The organism is Thalassobaculum salexigens DSM 19539 (genome assembly GCF_000423805.1).
Classification (GTDB): domain Bacteria; phylum Pseudomonadota; class Alphaproteobacteria; order Thalassobaculales; family Thalassobaculaceae; genus Thalassobaculum; species Thalassobaculum litoreum.
In genome coordinates this window covers 49,534-71,884 of record NZ_KE384095.1, presented here as the reverse complement: position 1 = coordinate 71,884, position 22,351 = coordinate 49,534, and the positions used below count along the sequence as shown (strand labels likewise).

The 22,351-nt window shown below is 69.4% G+C and carries 17 protein-coding genes; 13 read left to right on the top strand and 4 right to left on the bottom strand.

Annotation, left to right across the window (positions count from 1 at the left end):
* Nucleotides 1-40 precede the first annotated feature (40 nt).
* The 6 genes from G578_RS0120800 (at nucleotide 41) to G578_RS27430 (ending at nucleotide 8,803) form a co-directional block, all read left to right on the top strand.
* Nucleotides 41-880 carry an FAD binding domain-containing protein gene (locus G578_RS0120800; RefSeq protein ID WP_028795880.1) on the top strand — a complete coding sequence of 280 codons (840 nt, stop codon included), beginning with the start codon at nucleotides 41-43 and terminating at the stop codon, nucleotides 878-880.
* Nucleotides 877-3,633, top strand: coding sequence for a molybdopterin-dependent oxidoreductase (locus G578_RS0120795; protein WP_028795879.1), 2,757 nt, complete (start codon nucleotides 877-879; stop codon nucleotides 3,631-3,633). Before G578_RS0120800 ends, G578_RS0120795 begins: the two co-directional genes overlap by 4 nt.
* Complete coding sequence (locus G578_RS27435) at nucleotides 3,630-5,114, top strand: 6-hydroxynicotinate reductase (protein ID WP_038015593.1); 1,485 nt, start codon at nucleotides 3,630-3,632, stop codon at nucleotides 5,112-5,114. Before G578_RS0120795 ends, G578_RS27435 begins: the two co-directional genes overlap by 4 nt.
* Nucleotides 5,115-5,122: 8 nt before the next feature.
* Complete coding sequence (locus G578_RS0120785) at nucleotides 5,123-5,983, top strand: UPF0280 family protein (protein ID WP_028795878.1); 861 nt, start codon at nucleotides 5,123-5,125, stop codon at nucleotides 5,981-5,983.
* A gap of 58 nt (nucleotides 5,984-6,041) precedes the next feature.
* Nucleotides 6,042-8,174, top strand: coding sequence for a methyl-accepting chemotaxis protein (locus G578_RS0120780; protein ID WP_028795877.1), 2,133 nt, complete (start codon nucleotides 6,042-6,044; stop codon nucleotides 8,172-8,174).
* 170 nt (nucleotides 8,175-8,344) lie between these two features.
* Nucleotides 8,345-8,803, top strand: a complete 459-nt coding sequence (locus tag G578_RS27430) for an Hsp20/alpha crystallin family protein (RefSeq protein WP_051245115.1) — start codon at nucleotides 8,345-8,347, stop codon at nucleotides 8,801-8,803.
* A gap of 309 nt (nucleotides 8,804-9,112) precedes the next feature.
* On the opposite strand, the gene G578_RS0120770 is transcribed toward G578_RS27430, so the two are convergent.
* Nucleotides 9,113-9,892 carry an SDR family NAD(P)-dependent oxidoreductase gene (locus tag G578_RS0120770; RefSeq protein WP_028795876.1) on the bottom strand — a complete coding sequence of 260 codons (780 nt, stop codon included), beginning with the start codon at nucleotides 9,890-9,892 and terminating at the stop codon, nucleotides 9,113-9,115.
* Nucleotides 9,893-9,909: 17 nt separating this feature from the next.
* On the bottom strand, nucleotides 9,910-11,808 hold the full coding sequence (locus tag G578_RS0120765) for a propionyl-CoA synthetase (protein WP_028795875.1): 1,899 nt from the start codon (nucleotides 11,806-11,808) through the stop codon (nucleotides 9,910-9,912).
* Nucleotides 11,809-12,138: 330 nt separating this feature from the next.
* Here G578_RS0120765 and G578_RS0120760 point away from each other — a divergent pair, with 330 nt between their 5' ends.
* Both G578_RS0120760 and G578_RS0120755 read left to right on the top strand, forming a co-directional pair.
* Nucleotides 12,139-12,693 carry a manganese efflux pump MntP gene (locus G578_RS0120760; protein ID WP_028795874.1) on the top strand — a complete coding sequence of 185 codons (555 nt, stop codon included), beginning with the start codon at nucleotides 12,139-12,141 and terminating at the stop codon, nucleotides 12,691-12,693.
* 47 nt (nucleotides 12,694-12,740) lie between these two features.
* Nucleotides 12,741-14,393 (top strand): acyl-CoA synthetase, encoded by a 1,653-nt coding sequence (locus G578_RS0120755; protein WP_051245226.1) that lies wholly within the window; start codon nucleotides 12,741-12,743, stop codon nucleotides 14,391-14,393.
* A 50-nt stretch (nucleotides 14,394-14,443) separates the two neighbouring features.
* On the opposite strand, the gene parA is transcribed toward G578_RS0120755, so the two are convergent.
* Nucleotides 14,444-15,091 (bottom strand): ParA family partition ATPase, encoded by a 648-nt coding sequence (gene parA, locus G578_RS0120750; RefSeq protein ID WP_028795872.1) that lies wholly within the window; start codon nucleotides 15,089-15,091, stop codon nucleotides 14,444-14,446.
* A gap of 117 nt (nucleotides 15,092-15,208) precedes the next feature.
* Between parA and G578_RS0120745 the strand changes: the two genes are divergently transcribed.
* The 3 genes from G578_RS0120745 (at nucleotide 15,209) to G578_RS0120735 (ending at nucleotide 19,875) form a co-directional block, all read left to right on the top strand.
* Nucleotides 15,209-16,156, top strand: coding sequence for an L-threonylcarbamoyladenylate synthase (locus G578_RS0120745; RefSeq protein ID WP_028795871.1), 948 nt, complete (start codon nucleotides 15,209-15,211; stop codon nucleotides 16,154-16,156).
* 303 nt (nucleotides 16,157-16,459) lie between these two features.
* Nucleotides 16,460-17,902, top strand: a complete 1,443-nt coding sequence (locus G578_RS0120740; RefSeq protein WP_028795870.1) for an FAD-binding oxidoreductase — start codon at nucleotides 16,460-16,462, stop codon at nucleotides 17,900-17,902.
* Nucleotides 17,903-18,072: 170 nt separating this feature from the next.
* On the top strand, nucleotides 18,073-19,875 hold the full coding sequence (locus tag G578_RS0120735; RefSeq protein ID WP_028795869.1) for an acyl-CoA dehydrogenase: 1,803 nt from the start codon (nucleotides 18,073-18,075) through the stop codon (nucleotides 19,873-19,875).
* 91 nt (nucleotides 19,876-19,966) lie between these two features.
* On the opposite strand, the gene G578_RS0120730 is transcribed toward G578_RS0120735, so the two are convergent.
* A complete protein-coding gene (locus tag G578_RS0120730; protein ID WP_028795868.1) occupies nucleotides 19,967-20,608 on the bottom strand; it encodes a hypothetical protein in 642 nt (213 codons plus the stop codon).
* A gap of 140 nt (nucleotides 20,609-20,748) precedes the next feature.
* Between G578_RS0120730 and G578_RS0120725 the strand changes: the two genes are divergently transcribed.
* The gene (locus tag G578_RS0120725; protein WP_084619085.1) at nucleotides 20,749-21,309 is read left to right on the top strand and encodes a DUF924 family protein; all 561 of its coding nucleotides are present in this window, start codon (nucleotides 20,749-20,751) and stop codon (nucleotides 21,307-21,309) included.
* A 47-nt stretch (nucleotides 21,310-21,356) separates the two neighbouring features.
* A complete protein-coding gene (locus G578_RS0120720) occupies nucleotides 21,357-22,298 on the top strand; it encodes a 2-hydroxyacid dehydrogenase (protein ID WP_028795866.1) in 942 nt (313 codons plus the stop codon).
* The last annotated feature ends 53 nt before the right edge of the window (nucleotides 22,299-22,351 follow it).

Here is a 22,351-nt window from a genome sequence, read left to right as displayed (position 1 = left end):
GTACACGAATGAAATTCCGCAGCAATGGATCGGGGGTGCCGTGAGCCGATATCTGCGTCCGCGCGATCTGGACGAGGCGTTGCGCACCCTTGCGGACGGCGGCTGGACGGTGCTCGCCGGCGGGACCGACCACTATCCGGCCCGGGTCACCCACGACACCGGCGAGGACATTCTGGACGTCACCGCGCTCGACGCCCTGCAGGGGATCGGGCGGACCGGCGCCGGACTGCGGATCGGCGCGGCGGCGACCTGGCGGTCGGTGATCGATGCCGAGTTGCCGGCGGCCTGCGACGGGCTGAAGGCGGCGGCGCGGGAGATCGGCGGCGCGCAGATCCAGAACCGGGGCACGATCGGCGGCAATCTCTGCAACGCCTCGCCGGCTGCCGACGGGGTGCCCGCGTTGCTGTCGCTGGACGCGGAGGTGGAGCTGGTCTCGGCAGGCGGAACCCGCCGGCTGCCGCTCGACCGTTTTGTCCTCGGCAACCGCAAGACGGCGCTCGAGCCGGGCGAACTGCTGGCGGCGGTGCACCTCCCCGAGGCGGCCCTCGACGGGGCCGGCCGGTTCCTGAAGCTCGGCGCGCGGCGCTATCTGGTGATTTCCATCGTCATGGTCGCCGGCACCATGCGTCTGGCCGCCGACGGCACCATCGCCGGCACGCGGCTGGCGGTCGGCGCCTGCACCGCGGCCGCTCTGCGTCTCGGCGCGCTGGAGACCGCGTTGGTCGGGCTGTCGCCGAAAGAGGCGGCGGATCGGCTCGACGACGGTCACCTCGCCGCCCTGGCGCCGATCGCCGATGTACGGGGCGATGCGCCCTACCGGATGGACACCGCCCGGACTCTGGTGCGGCGCTGTCTGGCCGATCTTGCGGAGGCGGCATGACCGCGACCCTGACCTTCACCGTCAACGGCAGCGAGTGCCGCGTCGATGTCGCCCCCCAGCGCCGCCTGTCCAGGGTGCTGCGCGAGGATCTCGGGCTGACCGGCACCAAGGTCGGTTGCGACGCCGGCGATTGCGGCGCCTGTACCGTTCTGTTGGACGGCGCGCAGGTCTGCGCCTGCCTCGTCCCCGCCGGCCAGGCCGAGGGGCGGGAGGTCGTCACCGTGGAGGGGCTGGCCGACCGGGACGGCACCCATTCCGCCCTGCAGCGTGCCTTTGCCCGGCACGGGGCCGCCCAGTGCGGGATCTGCACGCCCGGCATGCTGATGGCCGCCCACGATCTGCTGCGTCGCGACCCGCAGCCGGGGCGGGCGGCGGTGGAGGACGCGCTCGGCGGGGTGCTGTGCCGCTGCACCGGCTATCTGAAGATCGTCGAGGCGGTGCTGGATGTCGCCTCCAACGCGCCCGATACCGAGGCGCCGGCACCCGGCGCGGCGGTGGGCGCCCGGGTCGCCAGACTGGACGGGGTCGGCAAGCTCGACGGGCGCGACCTCTATGGCGACGACACCACGCCGGCGGATGCCCTGTGGCTGCGGGTGCTGCGCTCGCCCCATGCGCTGGCGGATTTCGCTTTCGGCGATGTCGACGCCTGGGCCGCCTCGGTGCCGGGCGTCGTCGCGGTGCTGACCGCGCGGGACGTGCCGGGGCATAACAGTTTCGGCATCTACCCGACCCTCAAGGACCAGCCTGTCTTCGCCGAAGGTTTCGTGCGGTACCGCGGCGAGGCGGTGGCGGCCGTCATCGTCGAGACCCGGGCGGCGTTCGAGGCGTTGGACCTCTCCGGCTTTCCGGTCGACTGGTCGCCCCGCGAGGCGGTGGTCGGCGTCGAGGCGGCGCTGAAGGATGGGGCGCTGCGACTGCATGAGGCCTCGCCGGGCAACGTGCTGATCCGCGGTCGGGTGGCCTCCGGCGATGTCGACGCCGCGATGGCCGGGGCCGATGCGGTCGTCGAGGCTGCGATGCAGACCAGTTTCGTCGAGCACTCCTATATTGAGCCCGAAGCGGGCTGGGCGCGGCGGGCTGGCGACCGGGTCGAGCTGCGGGTGACCACCCAGACCCCCTATATGGACCGCGACGAGGTCGCCCATGTGCTCGGCATCGCCCAGGAGGCGGTGCGGGTGACGCCTTCGGTTGTTGGGGGCGGCTTCGGCGGCAAGCTCGACCAGTCGATCCAGCTCCCGCTCGCCGTGGCCACCTGGAAGCTCGGCCGGCCGGTCGCCACGCTCTACCATCGCCCGGAGAGCTTCGCCGCCACCACCAAGCGCCACCCGGCACGCATGACCGCGAGCCTCGGCGTGACCCGCGATGGGGCGATCACCGGCTTCCGCTTTCACGGCGATTTCGACACCGGCGCCTACGCGTCCTGGGGGCCGACCGTGGCGGGCCGCGTGCCGGTCCACGCCCCCGGGCCTTATCGGGTGGGGTCGGTGCTGGCGACCAGTGCCGCGGTCTATACGGACGGGCCGCCGGCGGGCGCCTTCCGCGGCTTCGGCGTGCCTCAGGCGGCGATCATCGGCGAGCGGCTGATGGACGAGGCGGCGGGCCGCATCGGCATGGACCCGCTGGAGTTCCGGCTGCTGAACGCCCTGCGCGCCGGCGACTCGACGGCGACCGGACAGGTCATCGAAGCCTCGGTCGGGCTGGCGGCCTGCATCGAGGCGCTGAAACCCGCCTGGGCGCGTTACGGCGAGCAGGTGGCGGCCCACAATGCGAAGGCCGGCCGCACCCGCCTCGGCGCCGGGATCGGCTGCATGTGGTACGGCTGCGGCAACACCTCCATGTCCAACCCGTCGATCATGCGTCTGGCGCTGAAGCCGGACGGGCGGCTGACCCTGTTCAACGGCGCCGTCGATATCGGCCAGGGCAGCTACACGATCATGGCGCAGATCGCCGCCGACGCGCTCGGTGCGCCGTTGAGCCTGGTCGATCAGGTCTGGGGCGATACCGATCTGACCCCCGACGCCGGCAAGACCTCCGCCTCGCGCCAGACCTTCGTGTCGGGCCGGGCCTCGGAACTGGCGGGGCGCGACCTGCGGGCGCGGATCCTGCGGCTGGCCAATGCCGGCGAGGATGCGGAGCTGACCTTCGACGGCGGCCGGATCGTCGTGCGCGATGCCGCCGGTCTGCGGGATCTCGACCTGTCGGTCCTGCCGGTGGATGGCGACGGGCACCTGCTGGTGGGCGAGGGCACCTTCGATCCGCCGACCGCCCCGCTCGACGCCGACGGCCAGGGGACTCCCTACGCCACCTACGCCTTCGCCGCGCAGATCGCGCTCGTGGAAGTCGATCCGGAGCTCGGCACCACCAAGGTCCTGCACATGACCGCAGCCCACGACGTCGGCCGGGCGGTGAACCCGACCCTGGTGGAGGGGCAGATCCATGGCGGCATCGCCCAGGGTCTCGGGCTGGCGCTGATGGAGGAATACGTCCCCGGCCGCACGGAGAACCTGCACGACTATCTGATCCCCACGGTCGGCGACATGCCGCAGATCGACTGCATCCTGATCGAGGATCCGGAGCCATTGGGTCCGTTCGGCGCCAAGGGCATCGGCGAGCCGGCCCTGGTCCCGACCGCGCCCGCCATTCTCGCCGGCATCCGCCAGGCGGTCGGCGTGTGCCCGGACAAGGTGCCGGTCCTGCCGCACCGCCTGCGCGCGGCGATCCGTGCGGCTCAGACGCGGGAGGCGGCGGAATGAGTGCCGAAACGCTCCCCGAGGGCATCGTGCGCTGCGACGCCTGTCCGGTGCTGTGCCGCATCCGCGAGGGCAAGTCGGGGGCCTGCGACCGCTACGCGAACGTGGCGGGAGACCTGGTCCGGCTCGACCCGCTGGTGGTGACCGAACAGGTGGCCGAGCGCGACGGCACGGTGGTGCCGTTCCTGGAGAGCGCCCCCGACTGGGACGGCCGGATCGTGGCCGAGCCGCCGGTCTTCGTCACCGGCATCGGCTCCGGCACCACCTATCCCGACTACAAGCCGGCCCCGTTCATCGTCGGCGCGGAATGGGACGGGGTGGATACCGTCACCGTCGTGACCGAGGGAATCTTCAGCTATTGCGGCGTGAAGGTGAAGATCGACACCGATCGCCATCTCGGCCCGGAACAGGCCCAGGTGCTGGCCGACGGCGAGCCGGTGGGCCATGTCACCACGGCGGAATACGGCAGCCAGATGCTGTCGCTGGGCGGGGTGCGCCACCTGACCGGCGGCAGCAAGAAGGAGGGCACGGCTACCTGTGCCGCGATGCTGGCCCTGTGCAACGGCGAGGCGGTGGAGCTGCAGATCGACGGCGGCAGCCGGGTCACGGTTCAGGCCGGCAAGCCGCCGATCGTCGACGGCGAGCAGGAGGCGCGGATGCGGGTCGGCTGCGGCTCGGCCACCATCGGCATCTTCGCGCCCCAATGGCTCGGCCATGCCGACGAGGTCATCGTCGTGGACGACCACATCACCGGCGTGCTCAGCGAGCATCAGGCCGGCAAGTTCCTCGACATGAAGCCCGGCGGAATCCGCGTGCGCGGCCGTAAGTCGACGCCCGGCCGCTACTTCCAGGTGGCGGAGCCGGGCTCCGGCTGGGGCGGCACCGACGTCACCGATCCGCTGGACATCATCGACCGGGTCGACCCCAAGACCGCCTGGCCGGGCGAGCGGGTGCTGATGGTCTCCACCACCGGTGAGGACAGCGCCTATTTCGAGTTGGATGACGGGCTGAATTTCGTCGCCAAACCAATGCCCAAGCCGCTGGAGGTGGTGGTCGACCGCATCGGCGAGAACTGCGAGCCGGCCCTGTGCACCGTGCTGTTCATGGGCGGCGCCGGCGGCAGCCTGCGGGCCGGAGTGACCGAGAATCCGGTGCGGCTGACCCGCTCGGTCCAGTCGACGATCACCCGTGTCACCTGCGGCGGCGCGCCGGTCTATGTCTGGCCCGGCGGCGGCATCACCCTGATGGTCGACGTCACGCGACTGCCCAGGGGCGCGTTCGGCTATGTGCCGACCCCGGCGCTGGTCGCCCCCATCGAGTTCACCCTGCCGCGCTGGGCCTACGAGGAGTTGGGCGGCTATACGGATGCCATCCGACCCCTGGCCGAGGTGCTGGAGAGCCGGCCGGACCTGCGCCGCGAGCGTCAGGCGCCGGACAACCCCTGGCCCTACCTGCCCCAGGGGTCCGCGTCGCCCCGCGCCTGAGGCCGGCCATGCAGGCCGTCCGGCTTCACGATGGCCGCGTGCACCTGCAGGACGGGCCGATCGACCTGATCCTGAAGGCGGAAGGCCCCGACCGCGCCGCGGCTGAGACGGCGGCGATCGCCGCGTTCGACGGGTTGCTGACGGAACTGGTCGGAGAGCTGCCGATCCTGCGCCGCCCCATCGTCGATCCGCCTCCGGCCGTGTCCGGCCCCGTTGCCCGCCGCATGGTCGCCGCCGTCGCCCCCTGGCCCGACCGGTTCGTCACGCCGATGGCGGCGGTCGCCGGCGCGGTCGCCGATCACATCCTGGCGTGCATGCTCGATGCCGCTCCCGATCTGTCCCGCGCCTGGGTCAATGACGGCGGCGACATCGCCTTCCACCTGGCGCCGGAGCAGAGCTTCGATGTCGGGCTGGTGGCGGATCTGCAGGAGCCTGCCCTGGCGGGCACGGCGACGCTGCGCCACACGGACCCGGTGCGCGGCGTGGCGACCAGCGGGCGGGGCGGGCGCTCCTTCTCCTTCGGCATCGCCGATGCGGTCACGGTCCTGGCCCGGGATGCGGCCAGCGCGGATGTGGCGGCGACGCTGATCGGCAACGCGGTCGACCTGCCCGGCCATCCCGCAATCCGCCGCGGCTCGGCCTCGGCGGAGGATCCGGACAGCGATCTCGGCGACCGGCCGGTGGTGCTCGACGTCGGCGCGCTCGCCCCCGGGGAGATCGATGCGGCTCTGGATGCGGGATTGCTCGCATACGAGACGATTACGAAAAGCATGCCCGTAAATGCCGTGGTACTATTTTTGGCAGGACGGTGGCGCATCGCCGGGGAAACCGTGCCGGCGGCCCGCGTCAGATGGTCCGACGGTACGTAGGAAAGCTCCGGCCGGGAACGTCGCCGCGCGAACAGATGCGACGACCGGGGGGAAATGGATGAACCATGGAATCGAGCCGTCGACGGCCGGACAGATCCGCAAGCTGTTCCAGCTGGAAGAGAGCGGCCCCGCCGCCGAGGGAGAGAAGCTGGCGCGGTCGGCCATCGACGACTTCTACCGCATGGCCACCGGCCACGAGGACATCGCCCCACTGTTCGAGGGTTCCGACCTCGACCGGTTGAAGCAGGCGCAGCTGCGCCACTGGACTGCCCTGTTCGCCGCGCGATCCGAGCGCGACCTGGACGCGGTGCTCGCCACCTCCGAACGGATCGGCCGTGTCCATGTGGAGCGGCGGATCGATACCTCGACCTACCTGGCCGGCTACGAGAAGCTGACCGAGGACCTGATCGTCGGCGTGGTGAAGAGCGTCAGGAAGGGCGACCGACAGGAGCACGAGATCCGTGCGATCCTGCGTCGATGCTTCGCCGATATCGCCGCCAGCATAGCCTCGTTCGGCTCGACCTCGAACGAGATCGACTCCACTGGCCGGCTGATGGCCATGTCGGACAGTCTTGAGCGCGAGATGTCGACCACCCTGTCCGAGGTGCGGCACCAGGTTCAGACCCTGAGCCAGGTGGCGGGTCAGCTCGAGAACATCGCCGGCGACGTCACCTCGGCGGCCGGCACCGTCGGCGCGAGCGCACAGAATACCCGCGATGGCGTGAACATCGTCGCCAGCGCCGCCCAGGAACTGGAGGCCTCGAGCCAGCAGATCTCGGACCAGACCACCGGCGCGGCCCAGAAGGCGGAATCCACCCTCTCCGATATCGAGGAGGCCAAGCGCGCCATGGCGGCGCTGACCGAGAGCGCGGCGGCGATCGGCGACGTGACGGAACTGGTCCGCAGCATCGCCAAGCAGACCCGCCTGCTGGCGCTGAACGCCACCATCGAGGCGGCTCGGGCCGGGGACGCCGGCAAGGGCTTCGCCGTGGTCGCGGGCGAGGTGAAATCGCTCGCCGCGGAGACCGAGAACGCGATCGCGTCGGTCACCGAACGCACCCAGCAGATCTCGGCCTCGACCGACTCGGTCAACCTGGCGCTCGGCAGCATCGTGACCGGGGTGGAGGAGCTGTCCGAACGGGCCGGTTCGGTCTCCAGCTCGGCCGACGAACAGCGCGCCGCCATCGCCGAGATCGCCCGCAGCGCCGAACGCGCCTCCCTGGAGACCGGACAGGTCGCCGACCAGATCGGGGCGGTCCAGGACACGGCCAAGGTGTCTCTGCGGGCGGCGGACCGGCTGGCGGAGATCGCCGGGCGGCTCGGACGGGATGTCGGCGACCTGCAGCGCCGCATAACCACCATGCTGCGCTCCTCGGGGGTCGGCGACCGGCGCCAGGGCGACCGGGTGGCCGTCGGCATTCCAGGCACCTTGTCCATGGGGACCGCCTCGCTGAAGGGCCACACCGTCGATCTGTCGTTCTCCGGCGGTCTGTTCTTCCCGGGCCTCGACGAGGAGGCGACCGGGCAGGAGGGCACGGTGGAGGTCGACGGGATCGGGACCTTGCGCGCCCGGGTCGTCGGCAGCAGCCCGCTGGGTACCCATCTGCAGTTCCTGGCGCCGACCGATACCGAGATCGCCGGGGTACGGCGGGTCATCGAGGCGACCAAGACCCATGATGCGCCGCTGGTGACGCTGTGCCGGGATGCCGCGGACAAGCTGTCCGGCATCCTGTCCTCGGCTCTGTCCTCCGGCCGGCTCGATATGGAGGATCTGTTCGACGACGACTACGTGCCGATCCAGGGGACCGACCCGGTGCAGTACTCCACCCGGTTCCTCGCCCTCACCGACGAGCAGTTCCCTGTCGTCCAGGAGGCGGTGGTGGCGAAGAACTCCGCCATCGTGTTCTGCGCCGCCGTCGACCGGAACGCCTACCTTCCGACCCACAACACCGCCTTCTCCAAGCCGCAGAAGCCGGGGGAGACGGTCTGGAACACCGCCAACAGCCGCAACCGACGGATCTTCGACGACCGGGCCGGCCTGCTCGCCGCCCGCAATACCGACGAGCACAAGATCCAGAGCTATGTCCGCGACATGGGCGGCGGCAACAAGCAGGTGCTCAAGGAGATCGACTGCCCGATCCGGGTGGCCGACCGGATCTGGGGTAACCTGCGGCTGGCCTACCGGAACTGACCGGCCGGAGAACGCTGCCCGGGGAGAGCCGCCCGGGGAGTGCCGCCCAGGAAGCACCGCCCAAGTCGGATTTTCGACCGTATTTGATGCAGGTCAATGTCGGCTGACCGCACCTCCGCCAAGCTTCCGTCGTCCGAAATCGGACAAGGGAACCCGCCACGGAGGTGACTATGGTCGAAGGTGTTCCATCCCATGCAGACTGGTGGCCGCAGGTCATGGACCCGCTGCGGCGGTTCGGCAACCGCGTCGCCGAATTCTTCAGCCCGCCCTCCGATGCGACGGCGTCGAGTGCCGCCTACGTCATCGAGATCGAGCTGCCGGGCGTGCGCGAGGCGGACATCCATGTGGAGGTCCATGGCGACCAGATGACGGTCGGCGGCGAAAAGCGGTCCTCGCGCGACGAGAAGACGGACAGCTACATCTTTTCCGAGCGCACCTACGGCGCGTTCCGGCGGACCTTCCGTTTCCCGCCGGACGTGGACGAGACCGGAATCGAGGCGCATAGCGAAGACGGCATCCTGCGCATCACCCTGCCGAAGAAGGCGGAGACCGCCCAGGGCAAGCGTCGCATCGAGATCCAGCGCGCGCCCAAGGGCGTCACCGGCGATCCGCGGCCGAATTTCGAATAGGGACTTACCGGTTGGCCCGTGGGGGGCTGGGCAGGCGGATCGGCGCCGGACGGATGCGTGTCCGGCCGCCGATCCGCCACGCCGGCCTCGCAGGTCGGTGCCCCTGGGTCCCGGCCTCGCCCCGGGCGGACCCGGGGTCGATCCGGGATAACGGTTGCGGGATACATTCAAGAAAACATCGTCATCCCGGCGAGCTCCGGGCCTGACCCGGAGGTCGGCCGGGACCCAGGCTGACGCCCTCCGGGTCCCGGGCAGTCCCCGGGGCGAGCCCGGGGTCTCCCGGGATGACGATCGGAGGAGCGCGGAGGCTCAATCCTTCGGCTGGATCACATGCCCCTGGGCGAGTCGCCCGCCATCGGCGTAGATCACCTGCCCGGTCACATACGAGCTGTCGTCGCTCGCCAGGAACAGGGCGACGCCGGCCATTTCGTCCGGCTCCGACGCCCGGCGCATGGGGGTGCGCATCTCGACCCGGCGCATCGCCTCGTTGTCGGTGAGGATGCCGGCGCGGAACAGGTCGGTGGCCACGCTGCCCGGCCCGATGGCGTTCACCCGGATGCCGTAATCCGCCAGATCCATCGCCATGGTCTTGGTGAGCTGCGCCACCCCGCCCTTGGACGCGTTGTAGGCGGCGAGCCCCGTCGGGGCGATCACCGAGTTGACCGAGGCGGTGTTGACGATCCGGCCCTGGATGCCGCGATCCACCATCCGCCGCGCCGCCTCCTGGCCGGTCAGGAACACGCCCTTAAGGTTGACCGCGATCACCCGGTCGAAGGTTTCGTCGTCCAGCTCCAGGAACGGGTGATTGTGGATCACCCCGGCATTGGCGACGGCGATGTCCAGGCTGCCATAGGCCTCGATCGTGCGGTCCATCAGCGACGCGACCTGGGCGCGGTCGGACACGTCGCAGGCGATGAAGCGGGCCTCGCCGCCGGCCTGCTTGATCGCCTCGACCGAGGTATCGCCGGCCATGGGGTCGGCGTCCGACACCACGACCTTGGCCCCTTCCAGGGCGAACCGCTTGGCGATGGCCGCACCGATGCCCCGCGCCGCGCCGGTGACGACGGCAACTTTTCCTTCCAGACGCATGTCCTATCCCTCTTGTTCTACCCTTTGCGGGCGTATCCGATGGTTTGCAGCGACGTGGCGATCTCTTCGAGGATCGCCGGGTCGTCGATGGTGGCGGGGGTGGCGAAGCTCTCGCCGTCGGCGATCTTCTGCATGGTGGCGCGCAGGATCTTGCCCGATCGGGTCTTCGGCAGACGCAGGACCACGGTCGCCTGTTTGAAGGCGGCCACCGGCCCGATGCGGTCGCGCACCATCGCCACCACTTCCTTCACGATTTCCTCATGCGGCCGGTTCACCCCGTCCTTCAGCACCAGGAAGCCGAGCGGCACCTGGCCCTTCACCTCGTCGGCGACGCCGATCACGGCGCATTCGGCCACGTCCTGGTGGCTGGCCAGCACCTCCTCCATGCCGCCGGTGGAGAGGCGGTGACCGGCGACGTTGATGATGTCGTCGGTGCGCGACATGACATGGAGATAGCCGTCCGCGTCGACGATCCCGGCATCGCCGGTCTGGTAGTAGCCGGGGAACTCCGCCATGTAGCTTTCGATGAACCGGTCGTCGTTGTTCCACAGGGTCGGCAGGGCGGCCGGGGCCATCGGCAGCTTGATCGCCAGCGAGCCGATCTCGCCCGGCGGCATCTCCTCGCCCTCCGGCGACAGCGCATGGACCTCGTAGCCCGGCACCGCGCGGGTGGGCGAGCCCGGCTTGAACGGCAGCAGCTCGATGCCGAGGCAGTTCGACGCGATCGGCGAGCCGGTCTCGGTCTGCCACCAATTGTCGATCACCGGCACCTTCAGGTGGTCCTCGGCCCATTTCAGGGTGTCCGGGTCGCAGCGCTCGCCCGCCAGGAACTGGGCGCGGTAGTGGGAGAGGTCGTATTTCTCCAACAGCTTGCCCTGGGGATCCTCCTTCTTGATCGCGCGCAGGGCGGTCGGCGCGGTGAACATCGCCTTGACCTTGTGGTCGGCGATCACCCGCCAGAACGCGCCGGCGTCGGGCGTGCCGATCGGCTTGCCCTCGTACAGGATCGTGGTGCAGCCGTGGAACAGCGGCGCGTAGACGATGTAGGAGTGCCCCACCACCCAGCCCACGTCGGAGGCGGCCCAGTACACGTCGCCGGTGTCCATGCCGTAGATGTTGGGCATCGACCATTTCAGGGTGACCAGGTGCCCGCCGGTGGCGCGCACCACACCCTTCGGCTTCCCGGTCGTGCCGGAGGTGTAGAGGATGTAGACGGGATCCTCCGCCTTCACCGGCACGCATTTGGCCGGCTCCGCCTGGGCGACCGCGTCTTCCCACAGCCAGTCGCGGCCCATGACCAGGGTGGCCTCCTCCTGGGGGCGCTGCTTGATGATGCAGGCGTTGGGCTTGTGCTCGGCCAGCTCGATGGCCCGGTCGAGCAGCGGCTTGTAGTGCACCACCCGCTGGCCCTCCAGGCCGCAGGAGGCGGCGACGATGACCTTCGGCTTGGCGTCGTCGATCCGGGTGGCGAGCTCCTTGGAGGCGAAACCGCCGAACACCACGGAATGGATGGCGCCGATCCGGCTGCAGGCCAGCATGGCGACGACCGCTTCGGGGATCATCGGCATGTAGAGGATCACCCGGTCCCCGTAGCGCACGCCCAAGCCCGCCAGGGCGCCGGCGAAGGCTGCCGTGCGCTCCTTGAGCTGGGCGTAGGTGATGGTCTCCACGGTATTGGTGACGGGACTGTCGTAAATGATCGCCGGCTGGCTGCCGCGGCCTTCATCCACGTGGCGGTCGACGGCGTTGTAGCAGGTGTTGGTCGTGCCGCCGACGAACCACCGGTAGAACGGCGGGTTGCTGTCGTCGAGAACGGTGTCCCAGCGCTTGGTCCAGACCACGTCCTCGGCGGCGCGCGCCCAGAACGCCTGCGGATCTGACTGCCAGGACGTATAGACGTCGTCGAATTGGCCCATCGTCGCGCTCTCCCTTGTCGCCGGATCCGTGATCGGTCCGTGTCTTCGTTCTTCGGTGAACTCTATGCGGGAGGCAGCGGTCTTGTTAAGCGCCCGCTTCGTCGCGGGGCCCGATGGTGACGCGCCGGCATGCCGTCCGGACATCCACTCCGATGGGGGCGACTAACAAGCTTCAAGGGGTTGGAGATTTCATCGTCCATGTAAGAAAATCTATTTAATATCATAAAGTTAGCTTTGCCTAATTTTTGACTTCGGGTCCGGGCGGGGCTATATACGGGCTTCCTTAAGGGGGTGCCCGGGCACCCCATCCACAGACCGGCGGAAACCGGAATGATCTCGACCCTTGCCCTTGCTGTCGGCGTCTCCGCGGATGCGTTCACCGTGTCGATCGGGAACGGCGCGAGGCAGGACCGTCACCGCACGGTCGACATGCTGCTGATCGCCTTCCTCTTCGCCGCGGCGGAGACGGTGGCGCTGCTGCTCGGCTGGTCGCTGGGGCATGCCGCCAATGCCTATGTGGCGGCGGTCGATCATTGGATCGCGTTCGGGATTCTCGGCGGCGTCGGCGCGAAGATGATCTGGGAGAGCCTGGTCGCGAACCCCGACAGCGGACCGGCGGTGATCTGGCCGACCCTGGCGCTGACCGCCATCGGCACCAGCGTCGATACCTTCGCCGTCGGCGCCGTGCTGGCGCTGATGGAGGATGCCCTGGTGCCGACCGCGCTCGCCATCGCCGCCGTCACCTTCGTGATGGCGTGCCTCGGGATGCTGCTCGGCCGCGCGGCGGGCACCGCGCTGGGCCGGCCCGCCGGCGCGATCGGCGGTGTCATCCTGATCGCCATCGGTAGCGTGATTCTGGTTCAGCATCTCGGGGTGTGGGCATAGAATTCGTTCTCGGCTAGGGTCTCCGCGACCACCGGAGAGCGATGACGATGACTGCAACCGCCCCTTCTGATCCCGCCCAGGCCAATCCTTACGAGACCGATCTGGACCGGAACGCGGCCAATTATGTGCCGCTGTCCCCACTCAGCTTCCTGGCGCGCACCGCCGCGACCTTCCCGGACCGGCTGGCGGTCGCCCATGGCAAGCGCCGCTATACCTGGGCGCAGACGGCCGAGCGTTGCCGCCGGCTGGCCTCCGCCCTTGCGGCCCGCGGCGTCGGCAGGAACGACACCGTCGCGGCCATGCTGACCAACACGCCGGAAGGGGTGGAAGCGGCCCATGGCGTGCCGATGGCCGGCGGCGTGCTGAACATGCTGAACACGCGCCTGGATGCGGCCACCATCGCCTTCATCCTCGATCACGGCGAGGCCAAGGTCCTGCTGACCGACACCGAGTTCGCGCCGGTGATCAGGGAAGCGCTGACCCTGACCGACCGCGAGCTGCTTGTGGTCGATGTCGACGACAGCGAGGGGCCGGGCGGCGAGAAGCTCGGCGAGACGGATTACGAATCGTTCCTGACGACCGGCGACCCGGCGTTCGAGGGCCTGCGGCCGAGCGACGAGTGGGACGCCATCGCTCTGAACTACACCTCGGGCACGACCGGCGACCCCAAGGGCGTGGTCTACCACCACCGGGGCGCCTATCTGAACGCGCTGGGCAACATCATGGTCTGGGGCATGAAGATGCATCCGGTCTATCTGTGGACCCTGCCGATGTTCCACTGCAACGGCTGGTGCTTCCCCTGGACCATCACCGTGCAGGCCGGCACCCATGTCTGCCTGCGCAAGGTCGAGGCCGCGGCGATCTACAAGGCCTTCGCCGAGGAGGGGGTGACCCATCTCTGCGGCGCGCCGATCGTCATGTCGATGCTGCTGAACGCCGATGAGCAGACCAAGCAGTCGTTTCCGCAATCGGTGCAGATGATGACCGCCGCGTCGCCGCCGCCGGCTCCGGTCCTGGCTGGGATGCAGAACCTGGGCATCGATGTCACCCATGTCTACGGCCTGACCGAGGTCTACGGCCCGGCGGTGGTCTGCGCCTGGCATGACGAGTGGTCGATCAAGCCGGTCGACGAGCAGGCGGCGCTGAAGTCGCGCCAGGGCGTGCGCTATCCCTCGCTGGAAGGCCTGTACATCGCCGATGCCGAGACCCTGGACCCCGTCCCCGCCGATGGCGAGACCATGGGCGAGGTCATGATGCGCGGCAACGTGGTGATGAAGGGCTACCTGAAGAACCCGTCGGCCACTGACAAGGCGTTCCAGGGTGGCTGGTTCCGCACCGGCGACCTCGGCGTGATGCACGAGGACGGCTATATCGAGCTCAAGGACCGCTCCAAGGACGTCATCATCTCCGGCGGCGAGAACATCTCGACCATCGAGGTGGAGGGCGTGCTGTACAGGCACCCGGCGGTGATGGACGTGGCGGTGGTCGCCCGTCCCGACGAGAAATGGGGCGAGACGCCCTGCGCCTTCGTCACCCTGCGCCCCGGTAAGGAGGCGACGGAGGCCCAACTGATCGCCTTCGCCCGCGAGAACATGGCGCATTTCAAGGCGCCGAAGACGGTGGTGTTCGGCGAACTGCCGAAGACCTCCACCGGCAAGGTGCAGAAATTCGTCCTGCGGGAGCGGGCGCGGAACCTTTAGGCGCCTTTCTTCTCCATCCCCTCATCGTCATCCCGGGGATCCGGGCCCCGCTATCCCTTCATCACCTCGGCGGCCAGCGCCTTTATCTCGGCCGCCGCGGTGCCGCGCTTCTGATATTCGGTCACCCCCTTGCCCTCCAGCAGGGACGCCGCCAGGGCCACCCGGTTGCCGATCTGCGCCTTGGCCACCTTGGCCCCCATCTCGCCGATCTTCACGGTCATCGCCTCGGTCAGCGAGGCGCGGGGCGGTACCCGGTTCAGCACCAGCAGGGCGTCGGTCCTCTCCGCCTTCGCCAGGTCCAGGGTCGCCTGGGTCGCCCAGAAATCCATCGGGCTCGGTTGCAGCGGCACCAGCACCAGATCCGCCACCCGCACGGCGATCTTGGCCTCGGTCTCGGCGTGCGGCGGGCTGTCGACCACCACCACGTCGTGGTCGCGGGCCAGCTTCTCGACCTCGTTGGCGGTGCGCCAGCCGGTGATCCGGTGCACCGACAGGCTGCCCTTGCCCCTGCCGTTGGACGGGGCGGGCAGGCCCAGCTCGGTGCGCATCTCCCACCAGGAGGAGAGCGAGGCCTGCGGATCGATATCGACGACGGCGACGGTCTTGCCGGTCTCGGCGATCGCCACGGCGAGATGCGCGGCCAGGGTGGTCTTGCCGGCGCCGCCCTTCTGCTGGGCGACGGTGAGGATGCGTGCCATTCAGGCCCTCCCTCCTCTAAAGATTGTCGGACCAGTGTAGCGGTTCGACGGTTATGCTGCACCGCAAAACGGTACCGCGACTTGACGTTACCGCCATCCTGGGGCACCAGCGCCGCCATGTCCGTTCCGATCCGCCCGATCGCCGACCCCTCCGCCCGCGCCGATGCGGCAAAGATCCTGCGCGCCGGCGGCCTCGTCGCCTTCGCCACCGAGACGGTCTACGGCCTCGGCGCCGACGCGACCGACGAGACGGCGGTGGCCCGGATCTTCGCCGCCAAGGGCCGGCCGCGCTTCAATCCGCTGATCAGCCATGTGCCGGATGTGGAGACCGCCTTTGCGCTGGGTCAGGCGACGGCGGCGGCCCGCACGGTGGCCGAGGCGTTCTGGCCCGGCCCGCTGACCCTGGTGCTGCGCCGGACCGAGGACTGCCCGATCGCCTGGCTGACCTCCGCCGGGCTGGACACGGTGGCGATCCGGGTGCCCGGCAGCGCCGATGCCCGCGCCCTGCTGGCCGAGGCCGGCCGTCCGGTCGCCGCCCCCAGCGCCAACCGCTCGGGCCGGGTCAGCCCGACCATCGCGGCCCATGTGGCGGCGGAAGGCTTTGAGGGCCTGGACCTTATCCTGGACGGCGGCGCCTGCGCGGTCGGACTGGAGAGCACGGTGCTGGACGTGAGCGGTGAGCGGCCGCGACTGCTGCGCCCTGGGTCGGTGACCCGCGAACAGATCGAGGCGCTGGTCGGTCCGATCGAGCTGGCCGGCCATGGCGACGCGATCACCGCGCCCGGCATGCTGGCCAGCCACTACGCTCCGGCCGCCCCGGTGCGGCTGAATGCCACTACCCTGCGGGACGGGGAGGTCGGGCTGGATTTCGCCGGGCAACTGGGGGCGGCGACGGATCTCAGCGCCTCCGGCGATCCCGTGGAGGCGGCGGCCAACCTGTTTGCGCTGCTGCGGGCGCTGGACCGGCCGGGGGTGACGGCCATCGCGGTCGCGCCGGTGCCGGAAGCAGGGCTCGGGGCCGCGATCAACGACCGCCTGAGGCGCGCCGCCGCCCCGCGCGGTTGATACCGCTCGGCAGTCAAAGATTTCGCGGCCTCCGCTCGTGTGGAGGATGTGTGGGCCTCGGAATAGATCCGGGGGTGTGGATGAGCGCGCGCTGATCCTGACATTCGTCAGGATGACGGGGAGAGCGGCGGCCGTGCGGTCACCCTGCGTGTCTTTCACGAGCCCCCGCCACAGGCCCGCCGCCTGAGGCCAAATTTCCGCCCCTATGAATGGACCAATCGCGGACGCATCTTGTCGTGCGCGGATGGAGCCGTATGATCGGGTTATCCACACGCCATTTCCCTCACGTTGAGGAGACTGCCCATGGCCGCGCCCGCCGCCGCCACACGTAACGACGTCACCGAAGCCCTGGAGCGCATCAAGACCATCGTCGGGCCGAAAGGCTGGACCGACGATGCCGACGCCATGGCGCCGCATCTGGCCGACTGGCGCGGGCTGTACGGCGGCTCGGCGCGGATGGTGGTGAAGCCGGCGACGACCGAGGAGGTGGCCGGCGTGGTCGCGGTCTGCGCCGAGGCCGGCATTCCCATCGTGCCCCAGGGCGGCAACACGTCCCTGTGCGGCGGCTCGACTCCGGACGAGGGCGGCGAGGAGATCATCCTGTCGCTGGCGCGCATGAGCAAGGTGCGGGCGGTCGATCCGGACAACTACACCATGACCGTGGAGGCCGGCTGTATTCTGGAGAGCCTGCAGCAGACCGCCTCCGACGCCGACCGCTACTTCCCGCTGTCGCTGGCGGCCGAGGGCAGTGCCATGATCGGCGGCAATCTCTCGACCAATGCCGGCGGCACCAACGTGCTGAAATACGGCAACGCCCGCGAGCTGGTGCTGGGCCTCGAGGTGGTGCTGCCGGACGGGCGGATCTGGAACGGGCTGCGGGGCCTGCGCAAGGACAATACCGGCTACGACCTGAAGCAGCTCTTCCTCGGCGCGGAGGGCACGCTCGGCATCATCACCGCCGCCGTGCTGAAGATCTTCCCAAAGCCGACCGATATCCGCAGCGCCTTCTGCGCGGTGCCGGACGTGGCCGCCGCCGTCACCCTGCTCGGCCGGGCGCGGGCCGAGAGCGGCGACGCCGTGGAGACCTTCGAGCTGATGCCGCGGCTGGTGATCGATCTGGTGCTGAAGCACATGCCGGACTGCGAGGATCCGCTGGCCGAGCGCTACGAGTTCTACGTCCTGCTGGAGCTGGTCTCCACCGCCACCGGCGAGAGCGGGCTGTCGGAGCGTCTGGAGGCGATCCTGGAGGGCGCGTTCGAGGCCGGGTTGGTGCTCGACGCCGCCATCGCTCAGAACGAGGCCCAGCGCCAGGAGTTCTGGAAGCTGCGCGAGAACGCCTCGGAGAGCCAGAAGATCGAGGGCGCGTCGATCAAGCACGACGTCTCCGTTCCGGTCTCGCGCATCGCCGAGTTCTACGATGCGGCCTGGAAGAAGGTGGAGGAGATCGACCCGACCGTACGCCTGGTCGGCTTCGGCCATGTGGGCGACGGCAACCTGCACTACAACCTGCAGGTCCCCGAGGGCGGCGACGGCAAGGCCTTCCTGGCGCGCTGGGACGAGTTCAACAGGGCGGTCCACGACACGGTGGTGGAGATGGGCGGTTCGATCAGCGCGGAACACGGCATCGGCCGGCTGAAGCGCGGGGAACTCGCCCATTACAAGGACGCCGTCTCCCTGGACCTGATGCGGTCGATCAAGGCGACCCTGGACCCGGCGGGCATTTTCAACCCGGGCAAGGTGCTCTGACGCCGGTTTCGGCGGCGCTTTTCGGGCACTGATTTGCCGTAGGCGACAGATTTGTCGCACTCGGGTTTGGCGCGGGGCGAGACCGCCTATATAAAGCGCGCGATTTCCCGAGGATCGTGACCGGCGGCAGCAGCCAGGACCGCCGGCACGGGAGGAAGAGGACGCACGCCATGAGCCCTTACGCCGCCCCCCTGCGCGACATGCGCTTCGTGCTGAACGACGTGGTCGGTCTCGGCCGCATCACGGCCCTGCCCGGGCTCGACGGCACCGACCCCGACCTCGTCTCCCAGATCCTGGAGGAAGGCGGCAAGCTGGCCGGCGACGTTCTCGCCCCGCTGAACTCGGTCGGCGACAAGTATCCCCCGACGCTGGAAAACGGCGTGGTGCGCACGCCCAACGGATTCCCGGACGCCTACCGCCAGTTCGCCGAGGGCGGCTGGAACGGCGCCCCCTTCGAGGAGGAATACGGCGGCATGGGCCTGCCCTGGCTGGTCTCCACCGCCCTGCAGGAGATGTGGCAGGGCGCCAACCTCGCCTTCGGCCTTTGCCCGCTGCTCACCCAGGCGGCGATCGACGCTCTGCGCGAGGTCGGCTCCGACGAGCAGAAGGCGCTGTATCTGCCCAAGCTGGTGTCCGGCGAGTGGACCGGCACCATGAACCTGACCGAGCCCCAGGCCGGGACCGATCTGGGCGCCATCCGCACCAAGGCGGAGAAGCAGGACGACGGCAGCTACCGCCTGCGCGGCCAGAAGATCTACATCACCTGGGGCGATCACGACTGCACCGCCAACATCATCCATCTGGTGCTGGCCCGCTCGCCCGACGGCGTTGCCGGCACCAAGGGCCTGTCGCTCTATATCGTGCCGAAGTTCATCCCCGACGCCGACGGCAATCCGGGGACGCGCAACGACGTGCGTCCGGTCGGTCTGGAGCACAAGCTGGGCATCCATGCGAGCCCGACCTGCGTGATGGCGTATGGCGAGGACGAGGGCGCGGTCGGCTGGCTGGTCGGCGAGGAAAACCGCGGCATCGAGTACATGTTCATCATGATGAACAACGCCCGGCTCGCCGTCGGCCTGCAGGGCGTGGCGATCGCCGAGCGGGCCTATCAGCAGGCCGTCGACTATGCCCGCAACCGGGTGCAGGGTCGGGCGATTTCCGGCTCCAGCGGCGGCGTGACGATCATCAACCACCCGGATGTGCGCCGGATGCTGATGACCATGAAGGCGCAGATCGAGGCGATGCGCGGGCTGGTCTACGACACGGCCGCCGCCATCGACACCGCCGACCGCCACGCCGACAAGACCATTGCCGCCGCCGCCCAGCGCCGGGTCGACCTGCTGATCCCGGTGGCCAAGGCCTGGTGCACGGATACCGCGGTGGAGATCTGCTCCACCAACATCCAGGTGCATGGCGGCATGGGCTTCATCGAGGAGACGGGTGCGGCCCAGCACCACCGCGACGCCCGCATCCTGCCGATCTACGAGGGCGCGAACGGCGTCCAGGCGCTCGATCTGGTCGGCCGCAAGGTGGCCCGCGACGGCGGAGCGGCCATGGGCGAACTGCTGGCCGATATCGATACGACCCTGTCCGAACTGTCCGAACCCGCGGCGAGCCACACGACCCTGCACGCCATGCATCGCCACCTGTCGGCCGGCCGCAAGGCGCTGGCCGAGGCGACCGACTGGGTGGTGGCGACCATGCCGGGCGATCCGGCGGCCGCGGCCTCGCCCTCGGCGGTGTTCCTGAAGCTGTTCGGGCTGGTGGCCGGCGGCTGGCTGATGGCGCGCTCGGGCCTTGCGGCCCGGCGCCTGCTCTCGGAAGGCGGCGATGTCGACACGCGGTATCTGGAGGCGAAGTTGGTCACGGTGCGGCACTACGCCGACCACGTGCTGGCCCAGGCGCCGTCGCTGCTGGACACGATCACCGCCGGCGGCGAGACGGTGATGGCCCTGGCGGAGGACCAGTTCTAGGCGGGAGCGGGTTTCCCTGGGCTTCCCTTACTTCCCAAATGCACTCCCCGGACTGAATCCGGGGAGTGCGATGAGATAGAAGGGGCCGCTCCTACTTCACCACCCCTTCCAGCGGGTTCAGGCGGAAGCCGAAATCGTTCGGGTTGCCCGAGAACGACCCCAGGATCGGCGGGTCGCCGCGGCCGCGGTTGCGGTCGTCGATGGCGAACATCTCGCGGATGCCGCTGCGCGTCATGTCGCGCAGGATCGGGTCGTCGAGCGACTCGATTTTCGGGCCGCTCACCTTGGTGCCGCCGATCGCCTCGCCGCGGGTGCAGAAGGCGAGGAACAGGTTGGTGCGGTCGGTATAGCGGGCGGCGGGCACGTCCGACGACCGGGCCTCGGACTCGCACACCTCCGCCGTCGACAGGGATTCCACCGGATCGAACAGGGCGATGATTCGGAAGTTCGGGTGGGTCGCCGCCCCCACATCCGACGTGAAGGTCGTCGGCATGCCGAAGACGGCGCCGCTCGCCGCCTCGGCCATGACCGAGGCCACGGCGTCATGGTTTCCGAGCGCGCCCGGCGGGTTGGCGGCGCGCAGATAGACCGGGCTCTCGCCGCCGGCATAGCGCAGGAACGCCCGGCGCCCCTCGGAATCCGTCGGCTGGATGGTGTTCTGCGCCGTTATGCAGCCGGCGAGCGCCAGGGCCGCTATTCCCAACAGACCGACCCGTCGACCGATTTTCCGCATGTTCCTGTTCCTCCTCGTCAGACCTTCTATGTGCGTATCCGATCCAACGACGGCAAGGCTACGTCCCGTCGGCCGGTCCGGCCATCCGCATGCTTCAACCTTTGCGATGGCTCGGTTAAGGTCGCGCCGGGAGGAACCCGATGAGCAGTGCAATGCCGACAATCTCCGCCGCCGACATCCTGGACTTCTGGTTCACCGAGTGTTCCGAGGAGGACTGGTTCAAGAAGAGCGACGCCTTCGATGCCACCCTGCGCGACCGGTTCGGGACCGCCCATGAAGCCGCCGCCCAGGGGCAGCTTGACGGCTGGGCCGAGACGGCGGACGGCCGGCTCGCCCTGATCCTTCTACTCGACCAGATGTCGCGCAACCTGTTCCGCGGCTCGGCCCGCGCCTTCGCCCAGGATCCCGCCGCCCTCGCACTGGCCCGCCGCGCCATCGCCGAGGGCGATCACGTGGGGGCGACGCGCGAACGGCGCCTGTTCCTTTACCTGCCCTTCGAGCATAGCGAGAACCCGGCGGATCAGGCCCTGTGCCTGGCGCTGTTCGTCGCCCTGGGGGACGATGGCCTGACCGACTATGCCGACCGCCACAAGGTGATCGTCGACCGGTTCGGCCGCTTTCCCCACCGCAACGAGGTGCTGGGCCGCGAGAGCACGCCCGCGGAACGCGCCTTCCTGCAGGAACCCAATTCATCGTTCTGACCCGATACGCGCCGAAAGATCACGCCCCGACAGAAGGACGCCAACCCGTGAGCACCAAGCCCGATCTCCTCGTCATCTCGCCCTGGTACGACGTCGCCATGGAGGAACTGGACGACCATTTCACCGTCCACAAGCTCTGGGAGGCCAAGGACAAGGCGGCCATGCTCGCCTCCCTCGCCGACAGCTGCGTGGCGATCGCCGGAGCGACCGCCTGCGGCGCCGACATCATGGACGCCCTGCCCAGGACCAAGGTGATCGCCCATCACGGCGTCGGCTATGACGGGGTCGACGTGAAGGCGGCGACCGAGCGCGGCATCAAGGTCTCCAACACCCCCGACGTGCTGAGCGACGAGGTGGCGGATTTCGCCCTCGGCCTGCTGCTGGCGACCTGCCGCAAGATCCCCCATGCCGACCGTTACGTGCGCGCCGGCAAATGGGAGAGCGAGGGCAACATGGCCTTCACCCAGCGCGTCCACGGCCGCAAGGTCGGCATCCTCGGACTGGGCCGCATCGGCATCGAGATCGCCCGGCGCTGCGAAGGCTTCAAGATGGACATCGCCTACCACACCCGCAGCCAGAAGGACGTGCCGTACACCTATTACGGCGACCTGCCGTCCATGGCGCGGGATGTGGATTTCCTCATCGCCATCGTGCCGGGCGGGGCGTCGACCAGGCACATGATCAACCGCGAGGTGCTGGACGCGCTGGGTCCCGACGGGGTGCTGGTGAACGTGGCCCGCGGCTCGGTGGTGGACGAGGCGGCGCTGATCGAGGCGCTGCGCGACGGCCGGCTCGGCGCGGCCGGCCTCGACGTGTTCGACCAGGAGCCCAAGGTGCCCCAGGCGCTGAAGGACATGACGGAGACCGTCGTCCTGCAGCCGCACCAGGCCAGCGCCACCCACGACACCCGCCTGGCGATGGGGCGGCTGGTGATGGAGAACGCGCTGGCGGGCCTCGCCGGCAAGCCGCTGATCACGCCGGTGAACTGAGGCAGGGCTGTCCGGCCGGCCGTCGCAGGACGGCCGGCCGTCACCACGCTCGC